The organism is Streptomyces krungchingensis (genome assembly GCF_054729265.1).
The window spans coordinates 9,124,158-9,139,426 of record NZ_JBPUKY010000001.1; the positions used below are offsets into that span (position 1 = coordinate 9,124,158).

The following is a 15,269-nucleotide window of genomic DNA, read 5'->3' on the forward strand; positions in this document are numbered from 1 at the left end:
AGTGGACTACGGAGTTCCGCGCGCCGGGAGCGTGCGAGGGGCTCCGGCGCGTGCGCCCGGTTCACACGGGGCGCGTCGAATTTCGAAAGCCGGTGCGAGCGGGGCGAGTTGCCGCAGGATCTGACTTTATTTCAATGAGTCTGATGTTGCTCAAGTGCCTTGTTGGCCGTGAGCGTGTTGTGCGAGGGTGAAGTCCCTGCGCCGGGCCAATGGCCGGGTCTGAACCGCTGTTCGCCATTCCGAGTCGTCGGTGGGCTCGAAAAGCCCCTGACCGGCGGTCGTCGTACGGCCTTCGTCCTCGCCGTTTTCCCGACGCACCGTCAAAAAGGTATGCACCAACCAACGCTCCTTTTCGGCGGTCAGGAATTCTGTGTGCCACCTTGCACCTCGGAAGGAACCCGCTCCGTGCGCACCCCCCACCCCCCTCGTCCCCCTTATCCGCCCGGCGGCGTTCCCGGTGAATCCGACGAGAGCCTCGCCGCCCGGCTGAGTGGCGCGGCGCAGGACGCCGCCGCCCACCCCGTAGCCCTGCTGATGGCCCGGCACTGGCAGCCGGCGTACGACTACGCGGTCATCTGCCTCGCCTCCTCGGCACCCGCCGCCTCCATGGTGACGGCGACCTCCTTCCACCGGGCGCTCGACCGCCTCGGGGAAGGCGACTCCGCGATCGCCCTGCGGCCCGAACTCCTCGTGGACGTACGCGACACCGTCAGGGAGTGGTCCGCGGACGACCGGATAGCCGGAGTTCTGCCGGACCTGGGGAAACCCGCGGGGGGCCGCGGCATGCGCGCCGCGAAGTCCATGACGGCCGAAAATCGCAAGCTGGCGGAACGTGCTTTCCATACCCTGCCGGGACTGTCACGGTGTCTTCTGTGGCACACCGAGGTCGAGGCGGAGCCCATATCCGTACCGGCCGGTCTGTCGGGCATGGACACCGACATCGCGTCGGCCGCCCTGGAGCAGGCCCGCGAGCAATTCCGCGAGGGCTGCGTACGCGCCCACCGGGAACTCGCGCCCAGCAAGGAATGCGGCTTCTACAACCGCCTCCTCGACGTGCCGATCCGCCGCGGCGGGGCCTTGCTTCCCGATGTCCGGCAGCATCTGGCGGAGTGCTCGTACTGCCGGCACGCGGCAGAACAACTCGGCCATTTCGAGAGCAGGTTGGGAACACTGATCGCCGAAGCCGTGCTCGGCTGGGGCGCACAGCGCTATCTCGACTCACGCCCCGGGCGTGCGGGACAGCGCTTGCGCCCCCGTGGCGGTACCCCGTTCGGCGGACGGCTTCCGGCGAGCGGCGGGCGTGCCGGTGGCGGAGGCCGCCGCGGCGGGGACGGCGCGGCCGGACGGCCGGGAACCGGCGGGCGTCAGGGCAGCGGCGGGCGGCACCGCCTGCTCGGACAGTTCCCCACCCCGGGCCGCGGGGCGGCCCGGCAGGGCGAAGCCCCTCCCAAGGCCCTGCTGACCGGCGCCGGACTGTCGGCCGTCCTCCTCGCTACGGTCCTCGCGGCCGGCCTGTGGCCGCACGACGAGGGTGGCGCCGACCCCACGGCCTCCACGGGCGCCGGCAGCAGCCACAGCCTGTCCGAGGCCCCCGGCTCCCGGACCCCGCCCGCAGCCTCGTCGCCGCCCACCTCGGCGGGACTGCCGACGGGCATCGAGCAGACCCGGCTGCGCAACCTCGCCGCCGACCTGTGCCTGGACATCAGGGGCGGCAGCGCGAGACCCGGCGCAGAGACCGAACTCGCGGTGTGCTCGTCGGCCTGGACCCAGCAGTGGTCGTACGAGTACGACGGACTGCTGCGCAGCATCGCCGATCCCGGGCTGTGCCTGGACTCGCACGCCGACAACGGTGTCGTCCTGCTGCAGCGCTGTGTCGCCGAGAACGCGGCGCGCGGCAAGGACATGCGCTACGACCTCACCGTGCAGGGCGAGTTGCTGCCCCGCCGACGTGACGGGCTCGCCGTCGCACCGGCGTCGGACGACCCCGACACCGACGTCGTCGTCAAGGTCCGCGACGGCTCCGACGAGCAGCGCTGGCGCACCGACTCCCCGTCGGACCGCCCCAAGTCGCTGTCGGTCGCGGGCACGTCCGGCCCGTCGGCCCCGCCCGCGAGCGACGAGCCCACCGCCGGGGACACTCCCGCGCGGCCGGGCGAGGAACACGGCGAGCCGTCCGCCGAGGTGTCGGCCGACTCCGGGCCCACCACGGCGGAGCCCTACCAGGAGCCGCGCGCGGTGGCCGTCGGCGACGGCCACGACGACGCGGACCCGCAGCCCGTGCTGCCCCTCGGCCTGTCCGGACTCGTCGACGACACGGGGCTCCAGGACCGGGAAACCGCGCCCGCGACCGCACCGTGAGAGCGACGGCGCGACCGCACCGTGAGGGCGGCGGAATGACGACACCGTGAGAGCGGCGGAGTGACGGCACCGCGAAGCCGCGGCGCGCCGACACCGTGAGTCGCGGCGCGACGCCGGCGTCGGGCCGTGGCGCGCCGGCCCCGTGCCGGATCCCGCGCCGCGGCCTCACGGTGCCGGGGCGACAGCTCTACGAGACGACGTCCCGGGGCGGTTTGCCCGCCACGAAGTCGGCCGCGTTCTGGACGGCCGCCAGCGCGATCCGTACCAGAGTCTCGCGCGTGACACCGGCGACGTGCGGGGAGAGCACCACGTTCGGAGCCTTCAGCAACCGCAGGGCCGGGGTGGGCGGTTCGGGGTCGAACACGTCGAGGCCCGCGCCGGCCAGGGCGCCCGCCTCCAGCGCGTCCGCGAGGGCGTCCTGGTCGATCAGGGCGCCCCGCGCGGTGTTCACCAGGAACGCCGTCGGTTTGAGCAGCGCGAGCCGCTCGGCGTTCAGCAGATGCCGGGTCTCGTCGGTCAGGGGTGCGTGCAGCGTGACGTAGTCCGAGGTCCGCAGCAGTTCGTCGAGCCCGACATGGCGGGCCCCGCCGAGCCGGGCCGCCGTCTCCGCGTCGAGCGGCCGCGGACCCGCGTACACGATGGTCATGTCGAAGGCGACGGCGCGGCGGGCGACCTCCTCGCCGATGTGCCCGAGCCCCACGATGCCGAGCGTCTTCCCGGACAGTTCGGTGATCGACTGCTGGAGCCGCGGCAGGGCCCAGTCGGCCTCGACGAGGGCGGTGTGCGCGGGGACGAGCTGCTTGGCGAGGGCGAGCATCAGGGCGAAGGTCTGCTCGGCCACGTTCTGCTTCTCGGCCCCGCTGGAGCCGATGTTGCAGACCGGTACGCCCTCGGCGCGCGCCGCGTCCAGGTCGACGTAGTCGAAGCCGTGACTGGCGCACTGGATCAGCTCCAGGGCCGGTGCGGCGGCGATGTGCTCGGCGGTCACCGGGGCCAGACCGGTGATGACGACATGTGCCTCGCGGAGCGCGACGGGGTCCTCGTCGGTGGCCTCCACCACGGTCACCCGGGCCTCGCCGGGGAAGACGCCGGCGAGCGCGGCGCCCGCCGTCCGTCCGCCCACGTGCGGCGAGACGACGGCGAGGACGTTCTTCGGGTCGGTCATGCGCTGTCCTCGGTCAGGTCGTCGGGGCCGATGGTGTCCGGGCATGCGTGCCCGGACAGGGCGAGTGTCAGGTCGAACTCGGCGAGCAGGCAGCGGATGACGTGCTCTACGCCCGCCTGCCCGTCGAGGCCCAGCCCGTAGGCGTACGGGCGGCCGACGAGCACGGCCCGCGCGCCGAGCGCGAGCGCCTTGAAGATGTCGTCGCCCGTGCGGACGCCGCTGTCGAACAGGACGGTCAGCCGGTCGCCCACCGCTTCGACGACACGGGGCAGCGCGTCGGCGGCGGCCACCGACCCCGCCACCTGCCGGCCACCGTGGTTGGAGACGACCACGCCGTCCATCCCCGCGTCGGCCGCGAGGCGCGCGTCGTCCGGGTGCAGGATGCCCTTGAGGACGATCGGACCGTCCCAGTTCTCGCGCAGGAAGGCGAGGTCGGGCCAGGTCTTGCCGGGGTCCGCGAACATGCCCACGAAGTGCATCACGGCCGCGTTCGGGTCCTCGTGGACCGGCTTCGCCAGACCTGCCCGGAACGCCGGGTCGGAGAAGTAGTTGGCGGTGCCCACGCCGTGCAGGAACGGCAGGTACGCCTGATCGAGGTCACGCGGCCGCCAGGCCAGCAGGGGGGTGTCGAGGGTGACGAGCAGCGCGGTGAACCCCGAGGCCTTGGCCCGGTCCAGGAAGCTCCGGGTGACCTCCCGGTCCTTCGCCCAGTAGAGCTGGAACCACCGCTCCCCGTCGCCCATCGCCTCCGCGACCTGCTCCATGGGGGTACTGGAGGCCGACGACAGGATGTACGGGACGCCCTGCGCGGCGGCGGCCCGCGCGGCGGCCGGCTCGGCGCCCGGATGCATGATCGACAGGACGCCCACCGGCGCGAGCGCCAGCGGCGCGGGCAGCGCGCGGCCCAACACCTCCACGGACAGGTCGCGCTCGTGCACGTCACGCAGCATGCGCGGCACGATCCGGCGCCGGTCCAGAGCCTCCCGGTTGGCGCGTGCGGTACTGCCGCTGCCCGCGCTGCCCGCCACATAGCCGACCGGACCGGGACCGAGGCGCTGCTCGGTGAGCTCCTCCAGCCGGGTCAGATCGGTGGGCAGCCGGGGTACGGCACCCGTCATTCCGTTCAGATAGATCTCGTACTGGAAGTCGGCCCAATGCTTCGCCATCCGTACGTCCCGCCTCTCGTCCCTGAGACCGCGCTGTACGCCGACGATCCTTGCGACTGTGACAAGGTCCGTCCACCATGGTGCGCACATCGCGCGACTGGGACTATCACCAGGTGACAAACAGCAGGACGAACGCCGGCTCCCCTCCCGTGCCGGGGGCCGGGTCCGAGGAGCGGCCGGACACCGCGACGGGCGGGTCCCCGGCGGCCCGGGCCCGGGTCCGGCGCGACATGGTCGCCGACCCGAGGGTGGTGGAGACGGTCGTCGCGGCCGTCCACGCGCAGGTCCCGGTGTACGCGGCGCTGGACGACAGCCGGCTTCCGGAGGTCCGCGCCATCGCGGCCTGGGGCGTGGACAGACTGCTCCACCTGTGGGTGACCGACGGCGCCCTGGAACCCGCCGACCTGCGGCGCTTTCGCGGCATCGCGGCGGCCCGCGCGGCGGACGGGCGTCCCGTCCAGGCGGTGCTGCGCGCCTACCGCGTCGCGGCGACGGCCCTCACGGACGAGATCGCGGCCCGCGCTCCGGGGCTGGCGGCGGCCGACGCGTTCGCGCTCGCCCGCATGCTGCTGACCGCCCTGGACACACTCTCCGAGGAGATGGCCACGGCCTACGCCGTGACCAGCGAGGACCTCGCGGGGGACCGTGACCGGGCGCTGCGGCTGCTGCTCGACGACCTGATCGCCGGACGGCACGCCTCGGCGGGCGCGCTGACGGACCGGTCGGCCCGGCTCGGCGTCCAGCTCCCCGAGCCCTACTGCCTGCTGGTGGCGGAGACACAGGACCCGGGCGGCCCGGACCTGTCGTACGAGGCGGCGAGGGGACTGCTCGACGAACTCGGCGGCACGGGCACCTCACTGTCCACGATCCGCGGCTCCCGCGCCGTACTGATGTTCTCCGCCGCGGCCGTCGGCCGGGCGGGCGCCCTGCTGGCGCGCCGGGCCTGGCGCGGCTGCGCCGTCACCGGCGAGGGCCTGGACCGGGTCGCCGTCGCCCACCGTCTGGCCGCCGACGCGCTGGACACCGCCCCCGCTCACGCCCACCGTCCCGGCGGCCTCCTCACGGACGCCGACGCACAGGTCCTCGCCCTGCTCGCCGGCCATCCCGCGGCCGCCTCCGACCACATCGCCCGCCTGGTCCTCGGTCCACTCACGGACCCGGACCAGCGCCACCTCCTGGAGGCGCTCACCGCGTACATCGACACGGGTTCGGCGAGCGCCGCGGCCCGCGCCCTGCACCTGCACCCGCAGTCACTGCGCTACCGTCTGCGGCGCATCCGGGAACTGACGGCCCGTGACCCCCGCGACCCCTGGCACCGGCTGACCCTCGACGTCGCGCGCACCGTCGCGGCGCCGCGGACCTGACCCGGGAAGCCGCGCGCCGGCGAGCAGGGCCGGCGCGCGGGGTGGTGCGGTCAGCCGACGCGCGCGACCGCTCGCACCGGCGCCCCGTCGGCCGCGGGCAGCCGCAGCGGAAAGAGGAAGACCTCGACCTCCCGCGCGCCCACCAGCTGCTCCAGGCCGGTGAGGTTCTCCGCGATGACGCCTCCCGCGCCGCACAGGACGCGATGGGCAGGCAGGCCGAAGTCCGCGTCGGGGTCGCCGGGCCGGGGTGTGGCGTCGACGCTGAGCGCGTCGACGGCCACGGTGCGGACGCCCGCCTCCACCATCGCCTCGGCCGCCGCCGGGGTCAGCCACGGATGGTCCAGATAGCCGGCCGTGCCCCAGTGCGCCGACCATCCGGTGACGAGCAGCAGGATCGAGCCGGGCTCCAGGCGCAGCCGGCTGAGTGCGGGCGTGAGCAGCTCCGGCGTGATCGGTGACCGGGCCGGAAGCCCCCGGACGTCGGCCACGACGGCTCGGCCCGCGAACCGGTCCAGCGGCAGTGCGTCGAGCGTGGGCCAGGCGTCGTCGACGTGGTAGGGCGCGTCCACGTGCGTCCCGGACTGCGACCCCAGGTGCAGGCGCTGGACGTTGACCCCGTCCCGCGAGGCCCGCAGGGCCTGCGAGACCTCGACCTCCGGGTCACCGGGATACACGGGCATCCCGGTGACCAGAGGGACGGACAGGTCCAGCCAGCTCCCCATCAGCGGCCCTCGCCGGCGAGGGCCGGCGCCGGGTCGGCCGCCTCCGCGCCCGGACCGGTGATCGGCGGCACCGGGGCGTCGACGGTACGGGCGAACCGTGCGCCCTCGGGCCCGTACGCTGCCCTGGGCTCGGGGAAGATCCGCAGCAGGGCCAGGAAGAGCACCGCGGCCACGGCCAGCGACAGCGGCAGGCTGATGTCGACGCCGTTCGCCAGGTCGCCGAGCGGGCCGACGAACTGGCCGGGGATGTTGGTGAAGAGCACGCCGACCACCGCGGCGACCCACCAGGCCGTCATGCCGCGCCAGTTCCAGCCGTGCGCGAACCAGTAGCGGCCGCCGCGCTGGCGGCGGTTGAAGACCTGGAGCGCGTCGGGGTCGTACCAGCCCCGCCGGGTGTGGAAGCCGAGGATCATCACGACCATCCACGGGGTGGTGCAGGTGATGATCATCGTGGCGAAGGTCGAGATCGACTGCACCAGGTCGAACCCGAAGCGACCGATGAAGATGAAGGCGATGGAGAGCGCGCCGACCAGGAACGTCGCCTGGACCCGCGACAGCCGGGGGAAGACCGACGAGAAGTCGAGCCCGGTGCCGTACAGGGACGTCGTGCCCGTCGACATGCCGCCGATCAGCGCGAGCAGACAGACCGGCAGGAAGAACCAGCTCGGCGAGATGGCGAGCAGTCCGCCCACGAAGTCCGGGGCGGCCGGGTCGACGTACTTCGGCGCCTTGGTCGCGATGATGGAGGCGGTGGCGAGTCCGAAGACGAACGGCAGCAGGGTCGCCAGCTGGGAGAGGAAGGCGGCACCTATGACCTTGCGGCGCGGGGTGGCCGCCGGGATGTAGCGCGACCAGTCGCCGAGGAAGGCGCCGAACGACACCGGGTTCGACAGCACGATCAGCGCCGCGCCGATGAAGGAGGGCCAGAACAGCGCCTGCGTCGCCGAGTCGGCCGAGGACGTGAACACACCCGCGTACGACGGGTCGAAGTCCCCGGCGAAGGCGATCGCGCCGACCAGGAACAGCACGGTCGCCGAGGTCACCGCGATCTTGTTGACGAACAGCATGAAGCGGAAGCCGTACACGCACACCGCGAGCACCAGACCGCCGAAGAGCGCGTAGGCGACGGAGTACGAGAGCGTGCTGCGTTCCAGGCCGAACAGCCGGTGCGCGCCGCCGACCAGGGCGTCGCCGGAGCTCCACACGGAGATGGAGAAGAACGCGACGGCCGTCAGCAGCGACAGGAACGAGCCGACGACGCGCCCGTGCACGCCGAGGTGGGCGGACGAGGCGACCGCGTTGTTCGTGCCGTTCGTCGGCCCGAACACCGCCATCGGGCAGAGGATCAGCGCACCGACGACCACGCCGAGGAGCGTCGCGGCGAGCCCTTGCCAGAAGGAGAGCCCGAAGAGGATGGGGAAGGCCCCGAGGACGCAGGTGGAGAAGGTGTTCGCACCGCCGAAGGCGACCCGGAACAGGTCGAGCGGCGTCGCGGTGCGGTCCGCGTCGGGGATGCGCTCGACACCGTAGGTCTCGACCTCGGTGAGGGACGGCGGGGGAGTGGTCGGGGAGTTGTCGGACAAGAGTGCTCCAGCGAAGTGCCTGTACCCGGACGGGCGGTGGAGCGCGTTGTGGCGCGGTGAGAGGAAGGCCGGTGGCCGCCGCTGGGGTGTGCGGCGTGAGGGGACGCCTTCCTTGAAGGGGTGTGCCGACGCTACGGCGGCCTGTCAAGTGCACACCAGTGGGCGAATCATCCATCCCTCGCAGCCGCCCTGGAGCATTCGTCCATTGCGTGCCGGCCGCCGTCGGCAGAGGCGTGGAGCGCGGGTCAGCCGGGCAGGTCCTCGCCCTGAGTGGCGAGCCATCCGTGCCAGCGGTGGACGGCGACCGCGATCACCGGGCCGTCCGGCGGCCCGCCGCGGTACTGGGCGTACTTCTCCCGCAACGCGGCGACCGCCGTTCCGTACGTCTCCCGCGCACTCCCCTCCGGTGCGGCGGGCGGCACGACGCGTGCGTCACCGTCCGCCCGGACCCACCACAGGCGGCTCCAGTCCTCGTCGAACGCGTCCACGAGCAGACAGACGGCCGGGTGCGCCGCGATGTTGCGCAGCCGCTTCAGCCGCGGTGACCGCTTGGGCTTCCCGTCGACCGCGGTGACGATCTCGTCGCCGAGTACGGCGAACACGACCGGCACCAGATGCGGGCGCCCCTCGGCGTCCACGGTGGCCAGCCGCGCCACCCGCGCGGTGAGGAAGCGGCGTCGCGCCTCCGTCTCGTCCATGTCCGGCACGGTGAGCCTCCGGTCCTTCCTGTCGGGCGAAGGCCCGATGCCCCGGCGGGGGCCCGACGTCCCGGCGAAGGCCCGGCGTGCCCGAGATCCCCGGGGTCCCGGCGACGCCCGCCGTGCCGTCGGCGTACAGACGTGCCCTCGCCCGGATGCCCTCGCCCGGATCGGTCGGAACGGCCGGATCGGCCGGAACGGGGACGTCCGTTTGTGTCCGCTCCCAGTGTGGCGCGACGGCCGCGAGGCGGGGCCGTCCGTGCGGGGGAGGAGGGAGAACCGGTCACTCCTCGTCGGTGGCGGTTTCCCCGGGTCCGGTGTCCGGACCCTGCGCCCGTACGCGCTGCACATGCTCCAGCGACTCGCGCAGTTCCGCGAGCCAGTCGTCGGTGTGGCGCTGCACCAGCCGCACGCACCAGGCGAGGGCGTCGCTGCGGCTGCGGGCGACCCCGGCGGCGACCAGGGTGTCCAGCACCTGGCGCTCGGGCTGGCGCAGCCGTGTCATGACCGGCGCCGCGACGTGCGTGAACAGGGCGCGCTCGGCGCCGCACTCCACGCCCCAGGACACCTTCTTGCGGAACCGGTGCTCCGCCTCGCGCGCCACCGCGATCCGGTCCTCGCGGGTGCGCTCCCTGAATTCCTGGACGCGTGCCTCGACGGCAGCCTCCTTCTCGGCGTCCGATGCGCCGTCGCCGAGCCGGGGTTCGGGGATACGGCCGACGACCGTGATCTCCTCCCGGTCGACCGTGACCTCCACGAGGCTCTCGAAGAGATCGTCGGGCAGGCGGCCGGTGAACCAGCCGCGCAGCTTGTCGCGTTGCTCCGATGTAATCATGTAATCACCATTACTCTGCGGGCAAAAATGGGCAAGAGGGTCCGGTCGAAGTCCGCTGTGGGCTGAAGGCGCGGTCGGTGCGCGGCCCCGCCGGGGGCGTGCACGGGGGCGCAGCGGGGTTCCGGCGCGGGGTGAAGCGGAATGTTTCAGGCCTATTGCCGAGCCACGGAAATCTGGCCATGAGGGCCCGGCGGGCGATCAACGGTGGCTCAATTGCGGGGCCCAGGCGTTCGAATTCCGTGACTTCACGCCACTGCTTCAACACTCAAAGTTACTGAAACGCGTGGGGTCGATGTGTGTTTCTCGTGAGGACTCGGCAGACTCGCGCTCGCCGAACCGGCACCCGACCGAGCCGGTTTCGGATTCGATCGAGCGGAAGGATGCACACAATGCCGAACACCGCGCGTTGGGCAGCGACTCTCACTCTGACGGCCACCGCCGTCTGCGGACCCGTCATCGGTTCCGCCCACGCCGCCCCCGCCGCCGGCCCGTCCGGGCTCTACGCCCCGTCGGCCCTGGTGCTCACCACGGGCCACGGCGCCACCGCGGCCACCGTCACACCGGAGCGGGCCGTCACGCTGAACTGCGCCCCGACGGCCTCCGGCACCCACCCCGCCGCCGTGCAGGCCTGCGCCGAACTGCGCGGCGCCGGCGGCGATCCGGGCGCCCTGAAGCTCAGAGACGGCGTCTTCTGTACCAGGCAATACGACCCCGTGGTGGTCACGGTCGAGGGTGTCTGGCAGGGCAAGCGCGTCTCCTACGAACGCACCTTCGCCAACGAGTGCGTGAAGAACTCCTACGGGACGACCGTCTTCACGTTCTGAGAGACCGGGATCGCGAAGTCCCCGTGAAGAGCGACCGAGGTCCGTGACTGGGGAGTGCGGGCCACGTCGCGGGGACACCACGCGATTTCGCACCGAGGGTCGGCCGGACGGAGTGGGGCCGTCGGCCGGCCCTCGGCATTTCGTGTGCCCGGGATCTCCCCGGGTTCTCGGGCGGCCACGGTGCCCGGCGCGAGTGCCGGGAAGAACGAACTGCCGGCCGCCGCCGCGGATCTGCGCACGCGCCCACCATGGCCCCGGCGGCCCGCGCCGGGAAGCCGCTGCGCCGCACGGCGCAGCTCCGTCACCGGTCCGAGTCGCCCGGGATGCCGGCACGGACGCGACGCCGTAGCGGTGGAGCATGCGTGCACTGGGCGAGCTGGACGAGCGGCTGTTCACACGGGTGGCGGGGGCGCGGATGCCCGGAGCCGATCCGGCGCTGCGGCGGCTGAGCCACTCCGCCGACCACGGAGCGCTCTGGTTCGGCACGGCGGCCGGGCTCGCGGCCGCCGGTGGACGCACCGCCCGGCGTGCGGCCCTGCGGGGCGTCGGCGCGCTCGCGCTCGCCTCGCTCACCGTCAACACGGTCGTGAAGTGGAGCACCCGCCGCCCCCGGCCGCTGCTCGACCTGGTGCCGACGGTCCGTCACCTGCGCAGCCAGCCGCACACCACGTCCTTCCCGTCCGGGCACTCCGCCTCCGCCGCGGCCTTCGCCACCGGGGTCGCCCTGGAGTCCACGCGGTACGGCGCCCTGGTCGCGCCCTTCGCCGCCGCGGTCGCCTTCTCCCGTGTCTATGTGGGCGTGCACTACCCCGGGGACGTGCTGGCCGGGGTGGCGATCGGGGTCGGCGCCGCGGCGCTCACCTGCCGCTGGTGGCCGCCCCGCCAGGTCGTGCCGGGGAGGCAGCGGCCGGTCGCCGACGCGCCCGCGCTGCCCCGGGGCGAGGGGCTGGTCGTGTTCGTCAACAGCGGGGCCGGCTCCGACGCCCCCGCCATGTCCCGGCCCCCGGCCGAACGGCTGCGCGTGCTGCTTCCCGGGGCCGAGCTGATCGAGCGGGGCCCCGACGACGACTTCGCCGCACTGCTCGCCGAGGCCGTCGGCCGGGCCGCGGGGAGCGGGGGAGTCCTCGGCGTCTGCGGCGGGGACGGCAGCGTGAATGCCGCAGCCCGCGCGGCGGCCGAACGGGGCCTCGCGCTGGCGGTGTTCCCCGGCGGCACCCTCAACCACTTCGCCCAGGACCTGGGGGTGCCGGACTTCGAGGACACCGCGGACGCCGTGGTCCGGGGCGAGGCGGTGTCCGTGGACATCGGTGTGGCACGCTCGGCCGGCGGCGAGGACGTACGGTTCCTCAACACCTTCAGCATCGGCCTGTACCCCGAACTCGTCCGGATGCGTGAGCGGGCGCAGGAGCGGTGGGGCAAGTGGCCCGCCGCCGCGGTCGCCCTGGTCAGGGTGTTGCGCACCGCGACCCCCGTCGAGCTGAGCCTCAACGGCCGTCCGCGCCGCCTGTGGCTGCTGTTCGCGGGCAACGGACGCTACGTCCCCGAGGGCTTCGCCCCGTCCTACAGGCCGCGGCTGGACGACGGACTGCTCGACCTGCGCGTGGTGGACGGCGACCACCGCCTCGCCCGCACCCGCGTCGTCCTCTCCGCGCTCGCCGGGGCCCTGCACCGCTCCCGGGTCTACGGCGCGGAGCAGGTCCCCTGGGTGCGGCTGGAGAACGTGACGGGTACGGACTCCCTCGCATTCGACGGCGAAATCGCTGCGGCCGAGGCGTCGTTGAGCCTGGAGAAGGAACCCGGTGCGCTCGTGGTGTACCGGCCCGCGGTGTCGCACGACGAAGCGGCGCGGCAGGCGCGGCCGGCCGCCGGGACGGCGGGCCGGGGCGGACGCGCGAGGGGCCGCCGTCTCCCTGCTGACGGCGGCCCCTCGGACCAGGGGTGATCGGTCGGCAACCGATCACATGTGGACGACCGGTGCGGCCTCCGGGTCCTGCTCCGGCTTTCCGCGCCGGTAGAGCAGGAAGGCGATGACGGCGCCCGCGACGAAGAATCCGGCCGACCACCAGAAGGCGGTGGTGTAGCTCTCGATCGTCGACCGGGCCTGGACCAGCTTGTCGGTGGCGTCCTTGCCGGACAGGTAGTTCGTCGCGGCGCTCGCGGCGAGCGTGTTCAGCAGGGCCGTACCGATCGAACCACCCACCTGCTGCATGGTGTTGACGGTGGCGGAGGCCACTCCCGCGTCCTCCGGGGCGATCCCGCTGGTGGCCAGCGACATGGCGGGCGGCATCACCATGCCGAGGCCCGCGCCGATCAGCAGCAGTTGCGGCAGGACCGCGGTCGAGAAGGACGAGCCGATGTCGATGCCGGTCAGCCAGGCCATGCCGAGCGCGGCGAGCGCGAAGCCGGCGGGGATGACGGCCTTCGGGCCGATGCGCGGCACCAGCACGGTCGTGGAGACCTGGGCCATGACCATCAGGGCCGCCATCATCGGCAGGAACGCCACACCGGTCTTCGTCGGGCTGAAGCCCAGGTTCAGCTGGAGGTAGTAGGTGAGGAAGAGGAACACGCCGAACATGCCGGCACCGGTGATGAGCACGGTGATGAACGAGGCGGCACGGTTGCGGTCGAGCAGGACGCGCATCGGCAGCAGCGGGTGCGCGGCGACGTTCTGCCGACGGACGAACGCCGCCAGCAGGACCACGCCCGCGGCCAGGAAGCCCCAGGTGGCGGGAGAGCTCCAGTCGTGCGTCTCGGCGTTGGAGAAGCCGTAGACCAGCGAGAAGAGACCGGAGGAGACCAGCAGCGTGCCCGGCAGGTCGAGCTTGGACCCGGCCGCGTCGCGGTGGTTGCCCAGCAGCACCCAGCCGCCGGCGAAGGCGACGACCGCGAAGACGAGGTTGACGAACAGGGTCCAGCGCCAGTCGAGCGTGTCGGTGAGCACACCGCCGAGCAGCAGGCCCACCGCGCCGCCGGCGCCGGCGATGGCGCCGTACACGCTGAACGCCTTGGCGCGTTCCTTGGCGTCGGTGAACGTCGTGTTCAGCAACGAGAGCGCGGCGGGCGCGAGGAGTGCGCCGAAGACACCCTGCAGGGCACGGGCGGTGACGAGCATCCCGAAGCTGGTCGCCGCGCCGCCGAGTACGGAGGCGGCGGCGAAGCCGGCGACGCCGATGAGGAAGGCGGGCTTGCGGCCGAACAGGTCCGCGATGCGTCCGCCGAGCAGCAGCAGGGAGGCGAAGGCCAGGGAGTAGGCGGTGACGATCCACTGCCGGTTGCCGTCCGAGAAGCCGAGGTCGGCCTGGGCCGACGGCAGGGCGATGTTCACGATGGTCGCGTCGAGCACCACCATCAGCTGCGCGATGCCGATGATCGCGAGGATCCACCAGCGCCGGTTCGAGGCGGGCGCGGGCGGTGCTTCCACGGCACCCGCGCGGGTGCCGTCGGCCACGGTCTGAGACATGGGAGAACACTCCGGGGAAGGTCGCTCAGGGATGAGTGCACTAAACGAAACGGTTTCGTACACATCGACATCCCGAGACTAGACCCCGTCGAGCGAAACGGCAACGTTTCGCTAAGTGACCTGGGTCGCCCTCGTATGCCTTGACGGGCATATAACCAAAGAGGCATATTGAGGTCATGTCCGAGGCATCCCTGTGGGCCGCGCTCGCCGACCCGCACCGGCGCGCCATCGTGGCGCTCCTCCTGGAGCGCCCGCGCGCCGTCGGCGAGATCGTCGAGGCATGCGGTCTGAGCCAGCCCAGCACCTCCAAGCACCTTCGGGTGCTCCGCGACGCCGGGCTCGTGCGGGCGCGCCAGGACGCGCAACGCCGTGTCTACGCCCTCGACCCCGCCCCGATCGCCGAACTCGACGCCTGGCTCGCCCCGTACCGCACCCTGTGGAACGAGCGCCTCGACGCCCTGGGCCGACGCCTGGACGCCGCGGCGGGGGAGCCACCGGACGACCACGACACACTCTCCCCGAAGGACTGACCGCCATGTCCGCCGAACGCACCGACCTCACCGGCACCTACCTCACCCTGGACGACGGGCGCCCCGCCGTCCGCTTCAGCAGGACCTACGACCACCCCGTCGACCGGGTCTGGCAGTTCGTGACCGACCCCGACGAACTGGCCCGGTGGTTCCCCTCCCGCGCCGAGTTCGAGCTGCGGCCGGGCGGCACCGTCACCTTCAGCGGCGACCCCAACACGGCGGACTCCCAGGGCCGCGTCCTCGCCGTCGACCCGCCCCGGCACCTCTCCTTCGCCTGGGGCGGCGACGAACTCCACTTCGACCTCGAAGCCCTGGACGACAAGCGCACCCGCTTCACGCTCACCGACGTCCTCGAGGCCGCGGACACCGCCGCGCGCAACGGCGCCGGCTGGGAGGTGTGCCTCGCCGCCCTCGACGCGAAGGCCCGCGGTGAACACCCCGAGGGCCCGCATGCCGGCGCCGGAGCACCCTGGAAGGAGTTCTACCGCGGCTACCTCGACGCCGGGGTCCCCTCCGGCGCGCCCGTCCCGGGGCTCGACTGAACGGGCGGGCCACCGCAGCCGC

13 protein-coding genes are annotated in these 15,269 nt (G+C 73.0%); 6 read left to right on the forward strand and 7 right to left on the reverse strand.

What is annotated here, in order from left to right; all coding sequences use genetic code 11:
* Window positions 1–405: 405 nt before the first annotated feature.
* Window positions 406–2,358: an RICIN domain-containing protein gene (locus ACSYGO_RS39585; protein ID WP_426676615.1), complete on the forward strand. Its 1,953-nt coding sequence runs from the start codon at window positions 406–408 to the stop codon at window positions 2,356–2,358.
* A 187-nt stretch (window positions 2,359–2,545) separates the two neighbouring features.
* Here the strand turns inward: ACSYGO_RS39585 and ACSYGO_RS39590 are convergent, their stop codons facing one another.
* Entirely contained in the window at window positions 2,546–3,523 is a 978-nt protein-coding gene (locus ACSYGO_RS39590) for a 2-hydroxyacid dehydrogenase (protein ID WP_460389558.1), read from the reverse strand.
* Window positions 3,520–4,689 carry a lactate 2-monooxygenase gene (locus tag ACSYGO_RS39595; RefSeq protein ID WP_426676613.1) on the reverse strand — a complete coding sequence of 390 codons (1,170 nt, stop codon included), beginning with the start codon at window positions 4,687–4,689 and terminating at the stop codon, window positions 3,520–3,522. The genes ACSYGO_RS39590 and ACSYGO_RS39595 overlap by 4 nt, the downstream gene beginning before the upstream one ends.
* Window positions 4,690–4,766: 77 nt before the next feature.
* Here ACSYGO_RS39595 and ACSYGO_RS39600 point away from each other — a divergent pair, with 77 nt between their 5' ends.
* Window positions 4,767–6,053 (forward strand): PucR family transcriptional regulator, encoded by a 1,287-nt coding sequence (locus ACSYGO_RS39600; RefSeq protein WP_432175903.1) that lies wholly within the window; start codon window positions 4,767–4,769, stop codon window positions 6,051–6,053.
* A gap of 50 nt (window positions 6,054–6,103) precedes the next feature.
* On the opposite strand, the gene ACSYGO_RS39605 is transcribed toward ACSYGO_RS39600, so the two are convergent.
* The 4 genes from ACSYGO_RS39605 to ACSYGO_RS39620 all read right to left on the reverse strand — a co-directional run bounded on the left by ACSYGO_RS39605 (window position 6,104) and on the right by ACSYGO_RS39620 (window position 9,891).
* Complete coding sequence (locus ACSYGO_RS39605; protein ID WP_426676611.1) at window positions 6,104–6,775, reverse strand: cyclase family protein; 672 nt, start codon at window positions 6,773–6,775, stop codon at window positions 6,104–6,106.
* Entirely contained in the window at window positions 6,775–8,358 is a 1,584-nt protein-coding gene (locus tag ACSYGO_RS39610; RefSeq protein WP_460389559.1) for a purine-cytosine permease family protein, read from the reverse strand. Before ACSYGO_RS39610 ends, ACSYGO_RS39605 begins: the two co-directional genes overlap by 1 nt.
* A gap of 245 nt (window positions 8,359–8,603) precedes the next feature.
* On the reverse strand, window positions 8,604–9,065 hold the full coding sequence (locus tag ACSYGO_RS39615) for a TIGR03668 family PPOX class F420-dependent oxidoreductase (RefSeq protein WP_460389560.1): 462 nt from the start codon (window positions 9,063–9,065) through the stop codon (window positions 8,604–8,606).
* A gap of 274 nt (window positions 9,066–9,339) precedes the next feature.
* Window positions 9,340–9,891 (reverse strand): hypothetical protein, encoded by a 552-nt coding sequence (locus ACSYGO_RS39620; protein ID WP_460389561.1) that lies wholly within the window; start codon window positions 9,889–9,891, stop codon window positions 9,340–9,342.
* Between the two features lie 389 nt (window positions 9,892–10,280).
* Between ACSYGO_RS39620 and ACSYGO_RS39625 the strand changes: the two genes are divergently transcribed.
* The gene (locus tag ACSYGO_RS39625; protein ID WP_426676607.1) at window positions 10,281–10,715 is read left to right on the forward strand and encodes a protease inhibitor; all 435 of its coding nucleotides are present in this window, start codon (window positions 10,281–10,283) and stop codon (window positions 10,713–10,715) included.
* A 358-nt stretch (window positions 10,716–11,073) separates the two neighbouring features.
* On the forward strand, window positions 11,074–12,657 hold the full coding sequence (locus ACSYGO_RS39630; protein WP_426676606.1) for a bifunctional phosphatase PAP2/diacylglycerol kinase family protein: 1,584 nt from the start codon (window positions 11,074–11,076) through the stop codon (window positions 12,655–12,657).
* A 15-nt stretch (window positions 12,658–12,672) separates the two neighbouring features.
* Here ACSYGO_RS39630 and ACSYGO_RS39635 read toward each other — a convergent pair whose 3' ends face one another.
* Complete coding sequence (locus ACSYGO_RS39635) at window positions 12,673–14,175, reverse strand: MFS transporter (protein ID WP_432187457.1); 1,503 nt, start codon at window positions 14,173–14,175, stop codon at window positions 12,673–12,675.
* 176 nt (window positions 14,176–14,351) lie between these two features.
* On the opposite strand from ACSYGO_RS39635, the gene ACSYGO_RS39640 reads away from it, so the two are divergent.
* Together ACSYGO_RS39640 and ACSYGO_RS39645 are read left to right on the forward strand one after the other, a co-directional pair.
* Window positions 14,352–14,705 carry an ArsR/SmtB family transcription factor gene (locus ACSYGO_RS39640; RefSeq protein ID WP_460389562.1) on the forward strand — a complete coding sequence of 118 codons (354 nt, stop codon included), beginning with the start codon at window positions 14,352–14,354 and terminating at the stop codon, window positions 14,703–14,705.
* A 5-nt stretch (window positions 14,706–14,710) separates the two neighbouring features.
* Entirely contained in the window at window positions 14,711–15,247 is a 537-nt protein-coding gene (locus ACSYGO_RS39645; protein WP_460389563.1) for an SRPBCC family protein, read from the forward strand.
* Window positions 15,248–15,269: the final 22 nt, after the last annotated feature.

Bases quoted from the DNA above. Each gene is read 5' to 3' on its own strand.
- ACSYGO_RS39590 (WP_460389558.1), bottom strand. From the start codon at position 3,523: ATGACCGACCCGAAGAACGTCCTCGCCGTCGTCTCGCCGCACGTGGGC.
- ACSYGO_RS39595 (WP_426676613.1), bottom strand. From the start codon at position 4,689: ATGGCGAAGCATTGGGCCGACTTCCAGTACGAGATCTATCTGAACGGA.
- ACSYGO_RS39600 (WP_432175903.1), top strand. From the start codon at position 4,767: ATGGTGCGCACATCGCGCGACTGGGACTATCACCAGGTGACAAACAGC.
- ACSYGO_RS39605 (WP_426676611.1), bottom strand. From the start codon at position 6,775: ATGGGGAGCTGGCTGGACCTGTCCGTCCCTCTGGTCACCGGGATGCCC.
- ACSYGO_RS39620 (WP_460389561.1), bottom strand. From the start codon at position 9,891: ATGATTACATCGGAGCAACGCGACAAGCTGCGCGGCTGGTTCACCGGC.
- ACSYGO_RS39625 (WP_426676607.1), top strand. From the start codon at position 10,281: ATGCCGAACACCGCGCGTTGGGCAGCGACTCTCACTCTGACGGCCACC.
- ACSYGO_RS39630 (WP_426676606.1), top strand. From the start codon at position 11,074: ATGCGTGCACTGGGCGAGCTGGACGAGCGGCTGTTCACACGGGTGGCG.
- ACSYGO_RS39635 (WP_432187457.1), bottom strand. From the start codon at position 14,175: ATGTCTCAGACCGTGGCCGACGGCACCCGCGCGGGTGCCGTGGAAGCA.
- ACSYGO_RS39640 (WP_460389562.1), top strand. From the start codon at position 14,352: ATGTCCGAGGCATCCCTGTGGGCCGCGCTCGCCGACCCGCACCGGCGC.
- ACSYGO_RS39645 (WP_460389563.1), top strand. From the start codon at position 14,711: ATGTCCGCCGAACGCACCGACCTCACCGGCACCTACCTCACCCTGGAC.